Source organism: Neglectibacter caecimuris, assembly GCF_034335015.1.
In the GTDB taxonomy this organism is placed as follows: Bacteria; Bacillota; Clostridia; order Oscillospirales; family Acutalibacteraceae; genus Acutalibacter; species Acutalibacter caecimuris_A.
Map to the genome: position 1 here is coordinate 34,948 of NZ_JAWXXK010000012.1, position 16,362 is coordinate 51,309.

At 53.1% G+C, this 16,362-nt stretch carries 13 protein-coding genes and 1 other annotated feature; of the genes, 3 read left to right on the forward strand and 10 right to left on the reverse strand.

The genetic code is table 11. The features are described from left to right. Position 1: 1 nt before the first annotated feature. The 6 genes from U8T64_RS13320 to U8T64_RS13940 all read right to left on the reverse strand — a co-directional run bounded on the left by U8T64_RS13320 (position 2) and on the right by U8T64_RS13940 (position 4,325). Positions 2–514: a rod shape-determining protein MreD gene (locus U8T64_RS13320; RefSeq protein ID WP_322184246.1), complete on the reverse strand. Its 513-nt coding sequence runs from the start codon at positions 512–514 to the stop codon at positions 2–4. Beyond that, on the reverse strand, positions 511–1,404 hold the full coding sequence (mreC, locus tag U8T64_RS13325; RefSeq protein WP_322184248.1) for a rod shape-determining protein MreC: 894 nt from the start codon (positions 1,402–1,404) through the stop codon (positions 511–513). Before mreC ends, U8T64_RS13320 begins: the two co-directional genes overlap by 4 nt. A 167-nt stretch (positions 1,405–1,571) precedes the next feature. Next, the gene (locus U8T64_RS13330) at positions 1,572–2,585 is read right to left on the reverse strand and encodes a rod shape-determining protein (protein WP_367575425.1); all 1,014 of its coding nucleotides are present in this window, start codon (positions 2,583–2,585) and stop codon (positions 1,572–1,574) included. Positions 2,586–3,198: 613 nt separating this feature from the next. Continuing rightward, positions 3,199–3,711, reverse strand: coding sequence for a hypothetical protein (locus U8T64_RS13340; RefSeq protein ID WP_322184252.1), 513 nt, complete (start codon positions 3,709–3,711; stop codon positions 3,199–3,201). A gap of 228 nt (positions 3,712–3,939) precedes the next feature. Further along, entirely contained in the window at positions 3,940–4,215 is a 276-nt protein-coding gene (locus U8T64_RS13345) for a TnpV protein (protein WP_437126006.1), read from the reverse strand. Beyond that, positions 4,128–4,325, reverse strand: coding sequence for a hypothetical protein (locus tag U8T64_RS13940; protein WP_437126007.1), 198 nt, complete (start codon positions 4,323–4,325; stop codon positions 4,128–4,130). Before U8T64_RS13940 ends, U8T64_RS13345 begins: the two co-directional genes overlap by 88 nt. Before the next feature lie 543 nt (positions 4,326–4,868). On the opposite strand from U8T64_RS13940, the gene U8T64_RS13350 reads away from it, so the two are divergent. Beyond that, a complete protein-coding gene (locus U8T64_RS13350; protein ID WP_322184254.1) occupies positions 4,869–5,057 on the forward strand; it encodes a hypothetical protein in 189 nt (62 codons plus the stop codon). A 436-nt stretch (positions 5,058–5,493) separates the two neighbouring features. Here the strand turns inward: U8T64_RS13350 and U8T64_RS13355 are convergent, their stop codons facing one another. From U8T64_RS13355 to U8T64_RS13365, 3 genes are all read right to left on the reverse strand, one after another. Continuing rightward, complete coding sequence (locus tag U8T64_RS13355; protein WP_322184256.1) at positions 5,494–5,985, reverse strand: GNAT family N-acetyltransferase; 492 nt, start codon at positions 5,983–5,985, stop codon at positions 5,494–5,496. Between the two features lie 70 nt (positions 5,986–6,055). Further along, a complete protein-coding gene (locus U8T64_RS13360) occupies positions 6,056–7,891 on the reverse strand; it encodes an ABC transporter ATP-binding protein (protein ID WP_322184258.1) in 1,836 nt (611 codons plus the stop codon). A 195-nt stretch (positions 7,892–8,086) separates the two neighbouring features. Beyond that, entirely contained in the window at positions 8,087–10,114 is a 2,028-nt protein-coding gene (locus U8T64_RS13365) for an ABC transporter ATP-binding protein (protein WP_322184260.1), read from the reverse strand. Positions 10,115–11,073: 959 nt separating this feature from the next. Between U8T64_RS13365 and cfr the strand changes: the two genes are divergently transcribed. Then, positions 11,074–12,120 (forward strand): 23S rRNA (adenine(2503)-C(8))-methyltransferase Cfr, encoded by a 1,047-nt coding sequence (cfr, locus tag U8T64_RS13370; protein WP_322184262.1) that lies wholly within the window; start codon positions 11,074–11,076, stop codon positions 12,118–12,120. 256 nt (positions 12,121–12,376) lie between these two features. Here cfr and U8T64_RS13375 read toward each other — a convergent pair whose 3' ends face one another. Continuing rightward, entirely contained in the window at positions 12,377–13,381 is a 1,005-nt protein-coding gene (locus U8T64_RS13375; protein ID WP_322184332.1) for a glycoside hydrolase family 130 protein, read from the reverse strand. Positions 13,382–13,602: 221 nt separating this feature from the next. Next, positions 13,603–13,865 (forward strand) — a binding site (T-box leader). A 60-nt stretch (positions 13,866–13,925) separates the two neighbouring features. Between U8T64_RS13375 and U8T64_RS13380 the strand changes: the two genes are divergently transcribed. Next, positions 13,926–16,277: a valine--tRNA ligase gene (locus U8T64_RS13380; protein ID WP_322184264.1), complete on the forward strand. Its 2,352-nt coding sequence runs from the start codon at positions 13,926–13,928 to the stop codon at positions 16,275–16,277. The last annotated feature ends 85 nt before the right edge of the window (positions 16,278–16,362 follow it).

Below are 16,362 nucleotides of genomic sequence, written 5' to 3' on the forward strand. Positions count from 1 at the left end.
GTCAGTTCTCCTGGGTGCGCACCGCCTGAGACAGGCCCCGGTTCAGCAAATACACCAGGGGAACAAAGATCATCGTGTAAAAGTATTTCGGCAGATAGTGGTGCAGAAAGGCGTATTCCGGCATGGAATAGGAAAAATAATACAGGAAAAACCACTGGGCGCAAACGGTCAGCCCGATGGTCCAGAGGCCGGTGATCAAAGCGGTGACAAGATTGACCTGTAAATAAACCTTGCTCAAAATACTGACAAAGCAGCACAGCACCGCCAGGACCACGGCGTGAAAGCCCATAATACCGGACAGCCCGAAATCACAGAACAGCCCCCCCACCACGCCGAAGGCCATGGCGGGCAGCTCCTCCTCAAACATGGCAATGGTGATCGCCGCCGGAAAAATCAGCACCGGGCGAACGCCGAACACGGCGGGCAGCAGCCCGGGAGTTTCCTGCAGCATAAACAGCACCAGCAGCTCCAGCACATAGGCCAGGTACCGAATCACACGGTTAAAGTCTCTCATTCCGCATCCTCCCCGCCCTGGGGCTGAGAGGAAAGATCCACCTCCGGGATCTCCTCCCCTTTTCCGGGGAAGCTGACAATGACAAATACGTCCTTTACGGCGGAAAGATCCTCGCAGGGCTGTACCACCGCGTATTTTGAAATATCATTCTCCGCCTTTTCCACGCTTTTCACTTCGCCGATTAAAATCCCTTCCGGGTAATTCCTGCCCGCGCCGGAGGTGGTCACGATGTCCCCCTCCTGCAGCTGGGTGTCCCCGGAAAGATAGTTAAAGCGCAGCAAACCGGAGCTGGCAGTCATGATATCGCTGGTGATCACGCCGCTTTCCTGGCGCTCAATGCACACAGCCGCCACCTTCACATCTTCGGAAAGCAGACAGGAGACCTTGCTGGTGGTGGCATAGGCCTGTGTCACAATGCCCACCAGCCCCCGGCTGGTGATCACAGGGTCCCCCACGCTGATGCCCTCCAAGGTGCCTTTGTCAATGGAAAATCCGGAAAACACATCGTTGGGGTCCCGGCCGATCACAGAGGCGGCCAGAGATTTATTTTCCGGGCGCTGGCCGGTGATCTCCAGCTGCAGCTTCAGCTGCTCGTTTTCCTGCTTGATGGTCTCAAAATCCGCCAGCTTCTGCTGAAGCTGGGCGTTCTTATCCTGAAGCCTTGTCACCATATCCTTCAGCTCGTCCTTGGAAAGCCCGTCCAGATCCAGAAACTCCGTAACATTTTCCGTTACCGTGGTGGCCACTCCCTGCATGGGAGAGGAAACGAAGCCCAACAGGCTTGCCAGAAACGAGCCGCCCGCAGTGGCAGTAAAGATGATCAGCCCCAGCAGCACGAACACGGTGATCATCAGCACCTTAAACGAGCTGCTTTTGAAAAACTCCTTCAAGCCCAAGCCCCCTTTCTCAGAAAATCTCCCGCAGATATGGTTCTTCCCGTTCAGTCAAAGGCGGACTGCCGCAGAGCGGAACGCGGCCCGCGCCGCTTGCCGCCTTCCACAGCAGTCCTCCTCTACTTCCCAAAAACTTGTTCTTTCCCTTTTTGCCGATGCTTCACTCACTTTTTTCTGGAGCGATAATAGGACTTGGGCAGATCCACCTCCAGGCTTTTGCCCGTGCCCTCTACCACGCAGTCCAGGGGCCGCTCCGCCACATGAACGGGGATCCCCGTTTCCTGGCTTACCAGCTTGTCCAGGCCCCGCAGCAAAGCGCCGCCGCCTGTGAGCATGATGCCCCGGTCAATAATATCCGCCGCCAGCTCCGGCGGGGTCTTTTCCAAAGTATCCTTGATGGCGTCCACCACGATCATCACGCTGTCCATCAGGGCCTCCCGCACCTCGTCGGCATGAATGGTCACATTCTTCGGCAGGCCGTCGATCAGGTTCCGGCCCTTGATCTCCACAAAGGAATTGATGGTATCCTCCGTGGGAAACGCCGAGCCGATCTTCACCTTGATCTCCTCGGCGGTACGTTCGCCGATGAGCAGGTTATATTTCTTTTTTACATAGGTGACAATGGCCTCGTCAAATTTATCGCCCGCCATGCGCACGGAAACGGCGGTAACGATATCTCCCAGGGAGATCACGGCCACTTCGGAGGTGCCGCCGCCGATGTCCACCACCATGCTGCCGGTAGCCTCCCCCACGGGCAGGCCCGCGCCGATAGCTGCCGCCATGGGCTCCTCGATCAGATCCACATTGTTGGAGCCGGCCTGACGGGCGGCGTCCTCCACTGCCCGGCGCTCCACTTCCGTAACTCCGGAGGGAATGCAGATCACGATCCTGGGCCGGCTGAAGGTACCGGATTTCAGCGCCTTTTTGATAAAGTATTTCAGCATTGCCGCCGTTACGTCGAAGTCGGCGATCACGCCGTCCTTCAGGGGACGCACCGCCACGATGGAGCCGGGGGTCCTGCCCAGCATTTCCTTGGCCTGCTTACCCACCGCCAAAACCTCATCGGTACGCACGTCCACGGCCACCACGGAGGGTTCCCGCATTACAATGCCCTTGCCCCGCATAAATACCAGCGTATTGGCAGTTCCCAAATCAATGCCGATATCCTTGGAAAACATAGAAAACATGGAAAAAAGTCCTGAAAGCCCTGCCATCTGAAAACTCTGCCTTTCCGGCCCATACCCCGGGCCTGCCATATTTGATCCGCGAAGAAACGGATTTCACACGCACAGACTGCCTGATCCACGGTAACGGGTTTCACCCAGTACACAGATTTTGCACACCCATACGGATCGTATCTTCTCTCTTATCGTTTCCCAATTCCGGTAAAAATTCCTAACTGCCTGATTCTTTCCGCAAAACACAGAAAAAAGCTCACCCGATAACAGGGAAATTATAATTCATTATACATCATTTTCTCCGGTTTCTCAACAACAAAGTTTACATAAACACAGAAAAAACCAAAATACCGCATATGTGCCGGACGTCTTCAGACACGGTACAATATTTAGGTATTTAGTCGTTAGTTGTAAGTGGTTAGTTATTAGAGAAGGGCAAAAGCACAATTTGTTGCGCTTGCAATTTGCGCTCCGGGCAATGGGAATGAGCAGTTAATAATTAGTAATTAAGGGCAAAAGGTAGTATGCTAAATTGTCATTTTGGCATATCCTTATTATCGTGCAACATAGCATTAAAATCTTTTTTATCTTCGTTTGCCATTTCTGCCACCTCCTACTTTAAGGATAATCTGTTTGGCATTCCTATGCAATGAGGCTGTTTGAAAAAATTCGTCATACAAACTGGAATTTGACGTTCACTCATATATTGTTTTATTTCATCAGAAGTCAATTTTCGTACTTCTGTATGTGAATATTCTTTATACTCTCCAACATTAAACACAGGTGTCATTTGTTTGCATTTCTTGTCTTTATTCTTTTTCAAGAATAGATGTAAATCCTCATTCCCGGCGAATATTTTATAAGATACTCTGCCTTTACTGTTCTCTATCTCATAAATACCACATGAACTTTTCGTTGTATAATCGGCTGTTCGTAAATAAAGTTTTGCAATTTCCAATGACTTAAAAGGAAAATTCCATCTTTGTAATCCTCTGTTTGGGTCATGTTCAATACAAATGCAACGTCCACAAGTTCCACAAATATATTGAGTGTGGTTTTCTAAGCAGTCCAAGGGATTTAGTAATGGTGTTATTCTATTTTCATCAGAGTAACATTCTTCACACATTTTTCTTTTCGCTCCTTATCAAATTCTAATTTGTTCCTGTATAAAAAGTATATCACGAAGGCGTGAAGATTTCTATACTGTTGTTCATTTGCATAAGCAGTAGCGTGTCAATGTAACGCTATTGCCTAATGAGAAGCCTTGTTTTGTTACTATCTGCAAGCCCAAAATACAGTAGGGGAAGTATTATCCTCCACCCACTGTATTTTAAGGCAATAAGCGTTACGCTCATTAGTTATAAATCAGTTCGCTATATACAATTTCTCTCGCCCTCGCTTGTATTTCATTCATTCTTCCAATCCACAATATCATGCTTTCTGCTTTTAGTTGTTCAGTCACGCCCTCCTTGTCAGCCATTTGTTCGACCAATCGAAACATCATCTTCGTTGCTTGTTCGTCAATATCAGCAAGATAACAGTTCAATTTTCCGCTTGTGAGAAGCGTGGTGTAAACTGCCCGTTTATGTTCCTGCAAATAGTGTTTGTGTCGCTGCCCCCATAAGCCGATAGGCTTGTGTCCTTTTTCGGCTGGTAAAGTAAGGCAAGGCAAGGAATATAATAATCTCCTTGCAGTTCATACCAAAGACCGTTGCTTTCATCATAAATATACTTATCCATTAAAAAGTCCTCCGTTATAATATATTCGCACATATATCACAGTTCTCCGATTACCACACTCTGTTATAACTTATTATGAGATTTTCTTGCCCTTGATTTTGCCCTTATGATTGTGCAGAACAAGGGTAACATGGTGTGAAATCATATAAAGAAATAAGGTGTGATGATTGCGATAAATCCTTTGTTTTCAAGGCTTTCGGAGGATTTTATTAAAACCCTATGAGGTGTGATAAACACCTGTAAAATTATGAGTTTCTAATTGGAATTTAGCGGTTGCCCGCTTACTTTCCATCTGTCATTACTGAACAAAAAGCAAGGAGAACCTTGCTTTCTCGGTGAAAAATCTCGTTCTTCGAGCCTTTTTGAAGGGCTTTAAGGGCGAGATTCTTCGTCGCTTCGTTCCTCAGAATGACAAAGGAGGGGGCTTATTATTCTCTAACAACTGAGGACTTATGGCTAACAATCTGCATGGAAAATTAGAATTTAGTGGTTGCCCGCTTACCTTCCACCTGTCATTACTGAACAAAAGGCTATAGCTTTTTTGTGAAGAATCTCGTTCTTCATCTCTTTACTCAGGCAATGAAGGGCGAGATTCTTCGTCGCTTCGTTCCTCAGAATGACAGTGGGGAACTGTTCGATAAATTGGAATTTGGCGGCGAGGCGCCGCTGCCACTCGTGAAGCCGCTTGGTACGGGAATTTGGTTTCTGACCCGACCATTAGCAGAGCGCTAAATTGGAATTTAGCGTGTTAGTTGTTAGCTGTTAGTAGTTAGTTGTTTAGAAAGGGAAAAGGTCCCTCTTTGTCATTACTGAACAGAAAGCAAGGAAACCTTGCTTTCTCGGTGAAGAATCTCGTCCTTTGTCCTTTTATTCAGGCACTAAGGACGAGATTCTTCGTCACTTCGTTCCTCAGAATGACAGTGGGGAGCCCGCCCCTCTTTAACGACTAACAACGAACAGCTAACAACCAGTTCGCTAAACTATCTATTTAGCGGCTTCCCCCCGCAGACTCTCCGCCTGTCATTACTAAAACAAAAAAGCGCAGGAAGCTATAGCTCTCTTGTCGCTTTTTTGTGCTCAGTTTTTAGAGAAGTGCTTTCCGAATATAGAACAGCGGCGATACAAATACCCTCACGCTGCTTGTCTTCCCTCTCCGGCAGCCGGTGTGTCATCTGCTTTTTCTGATCTCAAACCGCTCTCCGTAAATCGTTTCCTCCCGCACCGTCTGGTACTCATGGCCGGGAAAGTCTTTGCGCACGGAAACGGTGTTGAGGCAGTCGTAACCCAGCCTTTTGTAAAGGCGAATGGCCCTTTCGTTTCGGGCGGCGGCTTCAATATACATACTCTCAGAGTATGCTTTTACGATCTCCTCCGCAAGGCGCACCGCCTCGCTGCCGATCCCCTGGTTTTGACAGGTGGGAAGCACAAACAGATCCTCCAGCCAATCCACCTTTCCGCCGCGGCTGCCCAGGTGCAGAAAGCCCACGGGCTCCTGCTCCCGGCAGATAAAATAAAACGCGTGGCCCGAAGCCGTCCAGGCGGCAAGATCCTCCTTTGCCTCCTCAGGCGGCATATTGTACCCGTTGTGCTCCTTCCAGAAGCTCTGGATCAATGACACGGCCCGCGCTTCTTCCCCACGGTATTCCGTAAGCTCAGTCATGTGATTTTCACTCCTTTTCCGCTGTTACGAAAGAAAATGCCGGGCGGCTAACCTGGCATTTTCCTTTTTATTATCGGGCGCCGAATACTGTTTCGGCCGACTCCGATTCAAACTGCTTATTGTACAAATCGGCGTAATAGCCCCCCTGCTCTATCAGCTCTTGATGGGTACCGCGTTCGATGATCTTTCCGCCCCGCACCACCAGGATCATATCCGCTTGCCGAATGGTGGAAAGCCGGTGGGCAATCAGGAAGGAGGTTCGCCCGGTCAACAGGGTGGAAATGGCCTCCTGGATCAGCGCCTCTGTTTCGGTATCGATGGAGGCGGTGGCTTCGTCCAGCACAAAGATCTTGGGGTTCGCCAGCACCGCTCTGGCAAAGGAAACCAGCTGCTTTTCTCCGGTGGAGAGCTGGCCGCCGCCCTCGCCCACATCGCTGTCATAGCCGTGATCCATGCGCGTGATAAAATCGTGAGCGTTTACCAGCTTTGCCGCGGCGATAATTTCCTCATCAGTGGCGTCCAGCCGGCCATAGCGGATATTTTCCTTCACCGAGCCGGAAAACAAATGGGGCGTTTGCAGCACATAGCCGATATTGCTGTGCAGCCACAGCATACTGCGCTCCTTGTAGTCTCTGCCATCGATCAAAATTTTGCCTTCCGTGGGCTCAAAGAACCGGCAGGCCAAGTTGACCAGAGTGGATTTTCCCGCTCCCGTTTCGCCTACAATAGCCACAGTAGTACCGGCGGGCACTTCTAAATTAAAGTGCTCCAGCACATTTTCCGTGCCGTCCGGATAGCGGAAGGTCACATCGTCGAAGGTGATGCGCCCCTGAAGGGGCTCCCAGTTTTCCCGCTTGGGGTCTAAGGACGTGCCGTATTTTTCAATGACCTCCGGCGTGTCGGTGATCTCCGGCTCCATCTCCAGCAGGGCCGTAACGCGCTCGATATTGGCCTGGGTGGAAATGAAGTTGGAAATGGTTCCGGCCAGGTTCTGCACCGGGTCCGCAATGATCAACGCATAGTTCACAAAGATGGTCAGCTCGCCGATGGTGATAAAATCCCCCAGCACCATGGTGCCGCCGCCGGTGATCACAAGGCTCACCGCCAGGGCGGTAAGCAAGCCGATCAGAGGCACATACACCGCGCTGAGCATGACGGAGCGAATGGTGGTGCTTTTCATGCGTCCGGTAACTTCCTTGAAGTTTTCCGTGTTTTTATCCTCGATCACCAGGGTTTTCGAGGTTTTCGCCCCGGAAATGCCTTCGTTGTAGTGGCGGGTGATTTCGGCGTTTATCTTTCTTACCTGGCGGTTCACCGCCAGAATGCGCTTCTGAAAATACAGAGTCAGAAGCACAATGAAAGGAACCACCGCAATGACCAGCAGCGCCAGCTTCCAGTTCAGAACCAGCATGACCGCCATACAGCCCAGCACGTAAATGCCGCTGTAGAACACATCTACAAGGCTCCAGGCCAAAGCATCGCTGATCCGGCTGCTGTCGCTCATCACCCGGGCCATGATGGTGCCAACCGGAGTCTGGTTGTAGTAGGAAAAGCTCAAGGTCTGCAAATGGGTAAACAGCTTTTCCCGCATGTCCCTGTTCAGCCGGACCTCCACCCCAATGCCGGTACGGCCCATCAGCATGGTAGAGCAGGTAACGACCAGCACCAGCAGTAAGTACAGCAGGCCAAAGGGCAAAAGCCCTTCGTGGCTGCGGGGGGTGATAAAATTGTCCACCGCGTAGCCTGTCATCAGCGTATAGCCGATATCAATGGCGGCGGAAACGATCATCACCGTGACCAGCAGCGCCATTTTCTTTTTATAGGGTTTCAAAAAAGGAAGCATTTTCCCCCATATCTTCAGGGAAGAAACCTTGTCCTTTTTTGTTTCCTGCGTCATATGTTCCATGTATCATACCATCGCCCCTGCCAACGCAAAGGCTTCCTTTCTCTAACAGCTAACTACTAACTACTTTTCAGGAGGGAATCCCGTTTACGGGATTTTTATATCTAAACGTATTTAAGGGGTAAAGAAGTCAAGCCGCTTTGCGGCTTTGTGCTTCTTGCGAAGCAAAAGAGAAGCGCTTCGCGCTTCAGGGCTTCTTTAGGAGGGAATCCCGTTTACGGGATTCCCTTTTTGCATATCAAAGATACGCTTATAGATCCCGTCCTGCCGGATCAGCTCCTGATGGGTGCCCATTTGCGAGACCCTGCCATGATCCAGCACCAGGATCTGGTCGGCGTTCATCAGGGTGGTGATCCGGTGGGCGATCAGGATCGTGGTGCCATGTACGTTTTCCTTGATGGACTGGCGGATCTTCTGGTCGGTCTCCATATCCACCGCGGAAAGGGAATCGTCAAAGATCTTGATGGGCGTATCCTGCATCAACATTCTGGCAATAGCCACACGCTGCTTCTGGCCGCCGGAAATGGTAACGCCCCGCTCGCCGATAGGCGTTTCATAGCCCTGGGCGAAGTTTTCAATGGCGTCGTCGATCACCGCCAGCCTGGCGTAATGCCGCACGGTCTCAATATCCTGGCGGGAAGCGCCGTCGGCAATGCTTTCCCGGAAGGTCTTGGAAAACAGGAAGGGCTCCTGCAGCACGATACCGATGTTTTTCCGCAGGTGAGAGCGCCTGATCTTTCGGATATCCACACCGTCCACCGTGATCGTACCCGCGCCCTCGGGCAGATCATAAAGGCGGTCCAACAGGTACATCAGGGTAGATTTTCCGCTGCCTGTGGCCCCTAAAATGCCAAAGGTGCTTCCGGCCTTGATGGTAAAGGACACATCGTCCAGCACGCCGGTATTGCTGTCGGGATAATGGAAGCTCACGTGGTCAAACACAATATCGCCCCGCACATCGGGCTCCTGGGGGTCGGGACAGTCCTGCTCCTCCTCCGCGTCCAGAATGTCAAAAAGGCGGGTAGAGCTGATGGATGTTTTGGAAAGCTCGCCCAACAGGCGGCCCAAGCTGCGGGTGGGCCAGACCAGCATGGAATTGTAGGCGGTGAAGGCAAGGTATTCGCCCTCTGTCAGGCTGCCGTTTTCCACGAAAAACACGCCAGCCACCAGCACCACCAGCACCTGAAGCCCGGCAAGAAAATCGCCAAGTCCCCAGTTTACACCCATGATATTTCCAAGCTTCACCCAATAATCCGTATACTCCCGGTTCTTTTTCGTAAACCGATCGATCTCAAACCGCTCTCTGCCAAAGGCCCGCACCACCCGGACGCCGGTGAGGTTTTCCTGCACCATGGCGGTCAGCTCGCCCTCGGTCTCGTCCGCCTTCTGGAACCGCTTGCCCTGAATGATGAAAAACACCAGGGAGGCTCCTACGGAAAGGGGAATAAAGCACAGCACAATGAAAGAAAGCTGAGCGTTCATGGAAAACATAAGCCCCAGGGAAACCACCATCAGAAGCAGCACGCGAATACAGCCCATCAGCTGATCCGTAACAAAATTGCGCACCAGATCCAGGTCATTGGTACAGCGCTGAATGATCTCCCCGGTCTGGTGAGAATTGTGCCAGGCATAGGGCAGCCTTTGAATGTGGTCAAACAGGGTGTTGCGGATCCTCGCCACCGTACTCTCGCAGGCCTTGGCAAGGTTCATGCGGTAGGCATAGTTGGAAAGGCCTGAAATCACCGCGAACAACAGCGCCACACCCGCGCAAATGACGATATGCGTGCGCAGCATTTCCCTGCCGCCGATGGAATCGATCAAGCTTACCAAAAAGCCGGGCAGGTTAAAGGGATTGTCATTGATGACCGAATCCACCGTCACCCGAATGACCTGCGGGGTCATATAGTTCGCGATCACGGAAACAACGATCATCAAAAGCGTTACTACAAAATTTTTCCGGTATCCTTTTGTAAAGGGGAAAAACCGCAGTATACTGGATTTTTTCTGTTTTTCTTTCCGAAGCTCTTTCATAAAAGTAGTATTGTTCTCTCCTCTCCCGGATCGCCGGGAGCAGCAGCCCCGCCGGACGATCCTTCGTATTTCATGCTGATGGCCTGTGCCGTTCAAAAATGAATCCCCAAAGCCGGGCAGCGCAAAATATCCGGCTGTTAAAAAAGGGGCGGCGGCAGACTTTCCCCCCGAAAGCCTGCCGTCCCCCCAGGGCATCCTTTTTCTTTTCCATGCGTAGCCAGACGGCGCAAATTTGAACCCGCTGAAAACAGGCGATATATTGCCGCTTTTCAGTTTATCGGCCTAGGCAGGCGCCAGCCTGCCGTCGTTCTCTGCACTGAAAATCAACAACATCTCACCAGTTTTCAGTTCGAAGAAGTTTTGCCGGAGTGGATTTTTGTCCAACCTAGGCAAAAGCGGAGTGAATCCTTTCGGATTCACGAGCATTTTAACAACGGGCGGGCGAAAATACGCCCGGCAAAACCGTGGTTCAAATTCGCGCCGTCTGGCTACAAGAACGTGCGTTGCGCACAAATGTGCCGCACATGTTATATACATGGAAAAAGGCAAGCCAACAAGGAAGGATATCTATTCGATATCCTTCTGCGCCGGACAGGAGTTCACGGTTCCTTCCGGCATTTGGTAACGACGGTATTTTCACTCTACCACGTCAGGGCGGAAAAGTCAACAGGTTCTTTTGTAAAAACATCTTCCGAAAAAGCCCGGCTGTTTTTACTTGCAATTCCTTTTTTACTATGCTATACTCGGAAAAGACTGAAAGAAAAACGAGGACGGAGAAATGCGACAGTACTTTGCTTACCTGTGAAACTCACACCGCAGTTCGCGGTGGTTTTTTCCGTGTAAGAAAGGTCCTGTCTCTCCCTGTTTCTCGCTGACGCCACCGTTTTGGGCGGCGTAGCATGAAAACCAGGCTGTGAGAAGGTGCCTTCTCACAGCCTTTTCTTTTTGTCGTTTTCCTGAAAGGAGGAGCCGTCATGTTAATTTCTTCCCGCAAAGTCGTCGTCTGCCGCTTCCGGCAGACAAAGCCGGTTTTTCCGGCGGCCTTTGCCTGCCTTATCTTATCATAAGCGTCAACCGCGATGATCGCGCAGCGATTATTTTAAGAGCCGGAAGATCGGTGCCTTGTACTTCAATCTGTAAAAGGAGAACCGATCATGACAAAATTAGAACAATGCAAGGAGCTTTTGGGCTGCTGGGAGCAGCCTGATTACCGATACCGCCAGATCCTTCAGGCGGTGTTTCACCGAAGGATCTCCCGGTTTCAGGAGATGACCGTTCTGCCCGCCGGGCTGCGGGACAGGCTGACACAAGAGCTGGGGGAAACCGTTCTCACCCTGCGCCCGGTCCACGAAAGTCTTTCCGGCCAGGCGGATAAGCTGCTGTTTGCCCTGGAGGACGGCGAACGGGTGGAGGCTGTGCGCCTTCACTATCGCAAGGGCTGGGAATCCTTCTGCATTTCCTCCCAATGCGGGTGCGCCTTCGGCTGTAAATTCTGCGCCACAGGCGGCATGGGCAAAAGGCGGGATCTCACCGCCTGGGAGATCGTGGAGCAGCTTTTATACTTCCATTTGCAGGGCCATACGCTCCACAGCGTTTCCTTTATGGGCATGGGCGAGCCCTTCGCAAACCCGCACCTGTTTTCCGCCCTTTCCCTGTTGACAGACCCCGCCCTTTTTGGCCTGAGCCAGCGCAGGATCACGGTTTCCACTGTAGGCGTGCTGCCGGGGATCCGGCGGCTTACCCTGGAATACCCCCAGGTGAACCTGGCCTATTCCCTGCACGCCCCTGCTCCGGAGCTGCGAAAAAGGCTGATGCCTGTGGAGCGCCGCTGGCCCATGGAGCAGGTCCTTGCCGCCCTGAACGCCCATATCCGCCGCACCAACCGCCGGGTATTTCTGGCCTATATCCTGCTGAAAAACCTGAACGACAGCACCGCCCACGCCAGAAGGCTGGGGCAGCTGCTTCGGCGGAATCCCCGGGAACTTCCCCTGTATCATATTGACCTGATCCCCTATAACGCGGCAGAGCGCGCCGGAGAGCTTTTCACCTCACCGGAGCCCCAGCGCGTCCGGGAATTCCTGCGGGTGCTGCGGCAAATGGGCATCAGCTGCTCCGCCCGCACCCAGTTCGGCTCCGATATCTCCGCCGCCTGCGGCCAGCTGTGCGCGGAAGAAAAGCAGCCGTTGGAGATCAAAAATTAGTTGTGGGGTGTTTGTGCCCTTAGGCTCCCCTTGCTCCGCAAGGGGAGCTGTCAGCCGAAGGCTGACTGAGGGGATTATAACCAGCGATTCTATCCTGCTTTCTGCGTGTGACTATCCCTTCCACCGTTCTCGCCTCTCCGCCTGATTTATCATTTAGTTTATCAAAAAATACCCGCTGAGAAGCCCTTGCTCCTCAGCGGGTATTTTTTGCGCGCTTCACAAATGACGACTCTTTTGCGAAGCGGCTTCCTGTCAATTATTTATTTTCCTGGTCGCCTACGTTCATGGGATACTTTCTCATATAGGAGAACAGCTCGTCCACGGTGGTAAAGGCAAGGCCTGTTACGGTATCGGCAGCGCCATAGTAAATGGTGATGCGCCCGGTCTCCGGGTCTGTGAGGGTGGCGCAGGGGAAGGTGACGTTGGGCACGTCTCCGGTAAGCTCATACTGCTCTTCCGGCCCGAACACATAGAAGTTGCAGCGCTCCTTTACGATCCAGGGGCGGTCGATATCCAGAAGGGCCACGCCGAAGCGGTAGACAAAGCCGTTGCAGGAATTCAGCACGCCGTGATAGATCATCAGCCAGCCCTCATCGGTCTCAATGGGGGTGGGGCCGGGGCCTACCTTCTTGCTCTGCCAGCCGTTGGCGGTGCCAAACAGCCAGCGGTGCTTCCCCCAGTAGCACAGGTCGGGGCTCTCGCTGTAGAAAATATCTCCGAAGGGAGTGTGGCCGGTATCGCTGGGGCGGCTGACCATAGCAAAGTTGCCGTTTATTTTCCGGGGGAACAGCACGCCGTTGCGGTTATAGGGCAAAAACGCGTTTTCCAGCTGGTGGAAGGTTTTGAAATCCTCTGTCCAGCCAATGCCGATGGTGGGGCCGTGGTAACCGTTGCACCAGGTGATATAATACTTTCCGTCGATCAGGCACACCCGGGGATCATAACGGTACTCCTTGCGGGTAACCTCTTTCTCGCCTTCGAACACGATGGGATCGGGGTTGATGTCCCAGTGAATGCCGTCTTTGGAGAAGCCGGCAAAGATATCCATTTCCACGCCTCTGTTATCGCAGCGGAACACGCCCGCATAAGCGTCGCCGAATACCACCACGGCGGAATTGAAAATGCTGTTGGAGGTGGGGATTGCGTCTCTCTGAATAATAGGGTTTTCCGTGTAGCGCCACACGGGCTTATCGTACCCCGCGGGCTTGTCCTGCCAGGGCATGTTGGGTAAGGCCGGTCTGCCGATGATCTTTGCCATAATTAGAGCTCCTCTCTGATTTTGCGTGGAGGCTGGCTGTTCCAGCTCCTGAATTCAGTATAACACCCTTTTCCTGGAAAAGAAAGGGAAAAATGTGCGGTATTTTGCTTTTTGATAGAGATTTCCCTGTACCGCTCCAAAAGTTTCCGCTTGACAAATTTCCATTCCTGTGGTAAACCTGAAAGCACGGCGATGGGAAACAGAGTATTTCGCCGAATAACAGAGCAAAGGCTGAGAAGAGGAGGAGTACGCGATCCCCCGAAGCAGAGAGAGAAGGCGGTTGGTGCAAGCCTTCGTGAAGGGAACGCGGAAGTAGCCTCGGAGCTGCGGCCCCAAAGGGGATGACCCCCCTGAGTAGGCGCCGCCGGAACAGTTTCCGCCGTTACAGGGAAAGCCGTATCGGGCCCTTTGGCCCCGCACGGAAATGAGCGCGGGAGCTTTGCCTCCCGAACTTAGGTGGTACCGCGGAATTTCTTTCGCCCTAAGCAGTAAAGCTGCTTAGGGCGTTTTTTGTTTCCCACCTATTTTTGAGAAAGAGGGTCATTTTATGGAAAAGCGTTACGATTTTCACAGCTGGGAGCCTGCCATGCAGGCACTTTGGGAAAAAGAAGGGATCTATCGGTTCGATCCCAACAGGGAGGGAAAGCTTTATTCCATCGACACCCCTCCGCCCACCGTCAGCGGCAGCCTGCACATCGGCCATCTGTTTTCCTACACCCAGGCGGAGATGATCGCCCGGTTTCACCGAATGCGGGGCGAAAACGTGTACTATCCCTTCGGCTTTGACGATAACGGCCTGCCCACCGAGCGGCTGGTGGAGCGGGAGCAGGGCCTTCGGGCCAGAGACCTGCCCCGCCGGGAGTTTATCGAAAAGTGCCGGGAAACCGCCGCCCGGTACGAAAAAGCCTTTCGGGAGCTTTTTTCCTCCATGGGCTTTTCCGTAGACTGGAGCCTGCAATACGAAACCGCTTCCCCGGAAACGCGCAGGCTTTCTCAGGCTTTGTTTCTGGAGCTTGCCCGGGAGGGAAAAGCCGTCTGCCGGGAGGCCCCGGTGCTGTGGTGTACCCAGTGCCGCACCTCCATTGCCCAAGCGGAGCTGGAAACCCGGGAAACAGACTCTGTTTTTTACACCCTTCCCTTTTCCTGCGGCGAAGAGCTTTTGCCCGTGGCCACCACCCGCCCGGAGCTGCTTTATGGCTGCGTGTGCCTGCTGATCCACCCGGAAAACAAGCAGTACCAAAACTACTTGGGAAAAACGGCGAAGGTGCCCCTTTACGGCTTTGAGATCCCCATTCTGCCGGACGAAAAGGCGGACCCGGAAAAAGGCACCGGCATTGTGATGTGCGCCACCTTCGGAGACAGCACCGACGCCCAGTGGGTGGAGGAGCATCAGCTTCCCATACGAAAGGTGCTTTTGCCGGAGGGCGTTTTCGCCCCCGAAGTGCCGAAGCTTGCCGGGCTTTCCGTCAGGGAAGGAAGAAAAGAGATCGTAAAACTTCTGGAGGAAGCCGGGCTGATCCTTCAGCGGGAACCCATTTCCCACACCGTGGCGGTGCACGAACGGTGCGGCACCCCGGTGGAAATTTTACCCTCCCGGCAATGGTATATCCGCGTTCTGCCGGAGCGGGAAGGGCTTAGGGAAGCAGCGGAAGAGATCTGCTGGCGCCCGGCGCAAATGAAGGACCGGTATCTGGATTGGGTGGAAAACCTGAAATGGGATTGGTGCGTTTCCCGCCAGCGGTACTACGGCGTTCCCTTCCCGGTATGGTACTGCAAAAGCTGCGGAAAGCCCGCGTTCGCTGAAGAAGCTTCCCTGCCCATAGACCCCATGGAAACACCTTATGAGGGCAAATGTGCCTGCGGCTGTACAGAATTTCTGCCGGAAACCGCCGTACTGGACACCTGGGCTACTTCTTCTATCACGCCCCTGCTCCACAAAAGCCGGGGCCTTGCGGAATATCCCATGACCATGCGCACCCACGCCCACGAGATCATTCGCACCTGGACTTTCTATTCCATTGCCCGCAGCCTGTTCCACACCGGAAAGCTGCCCTGGAAGGAGCTGATGATCACCGGCTTCGTGCTGGCGAAGAAGGGAGAAAAAATCAGCAAATCCAAGGGAAACGGAGCGGACCCCTCCGCCCTCATCGGAGAGCACTCGGCAGACGCCCTTCGGCTGTGGACGGCAAACGCCCGCCTGGGAACAGATTCCTTTTTCTCCCCGGCGGAGCTGCAGCCGGAAAAGCGCCTGCTCACAAAGTTGTGGAACGCCGCCCGATTCGCCGCCTCCCTGCTGGAGGATTTTTCCCCCGCCGATTCCCCCGCCCCGCCGCTTCCGGCAGACCGCTGGCTTCTGGCCCGGCGGGACGAAACGCTGTGCGCCGCCGTTTCCCTTTTGGAGCAGTACGAGGCGGGCCAGGCCAGAAAGGAGATCGACCGGTTTTTCTGGAACGATTTCTGCGATACCTATATCGAGCTTGTAAAGGACAGGCTGTATTCCCCGGAAAAACAAAAGGAGCAGCCCCGCAGGGCTGCCCAATACGCGCTGTACCACGGCCTGTTTTCCGTTTTGCAGCTGTACGCTCCCTTCGCTCCTCACATTACGGAGGCGATCTATCAGGAGCTTTTCCGCAAAAACAGACAGGAGCTTTCCCTGCACCAGACCCGCTGGCCACGCCCCGAGGCCCCAGATCAGCGGCTGCTGCGCTTCGGCGAATGTATCAAAAACGGTCTCTCCGCCATGCGCAAGGAAAAAACCGAGCAGGGCCTTTCCCTGCGGGCGGAAATCGACTGCTTCTCCCTGCAAGCGGAAAAGGATCTCCTCCCCCTGCTTCAGGAAAGCGAGGGAGACCTCCTTGCCTGCGCAAGGGCGAAAAGGTTGGAGCTCCAGTACTTGTGAAGCTTCTCAACGAGGAAGAGAAAAGAAAAATGAGGAATGAAGGGCAAGAGATTAGTCCGATAAATTGGAATTTGCAGCCTACCGC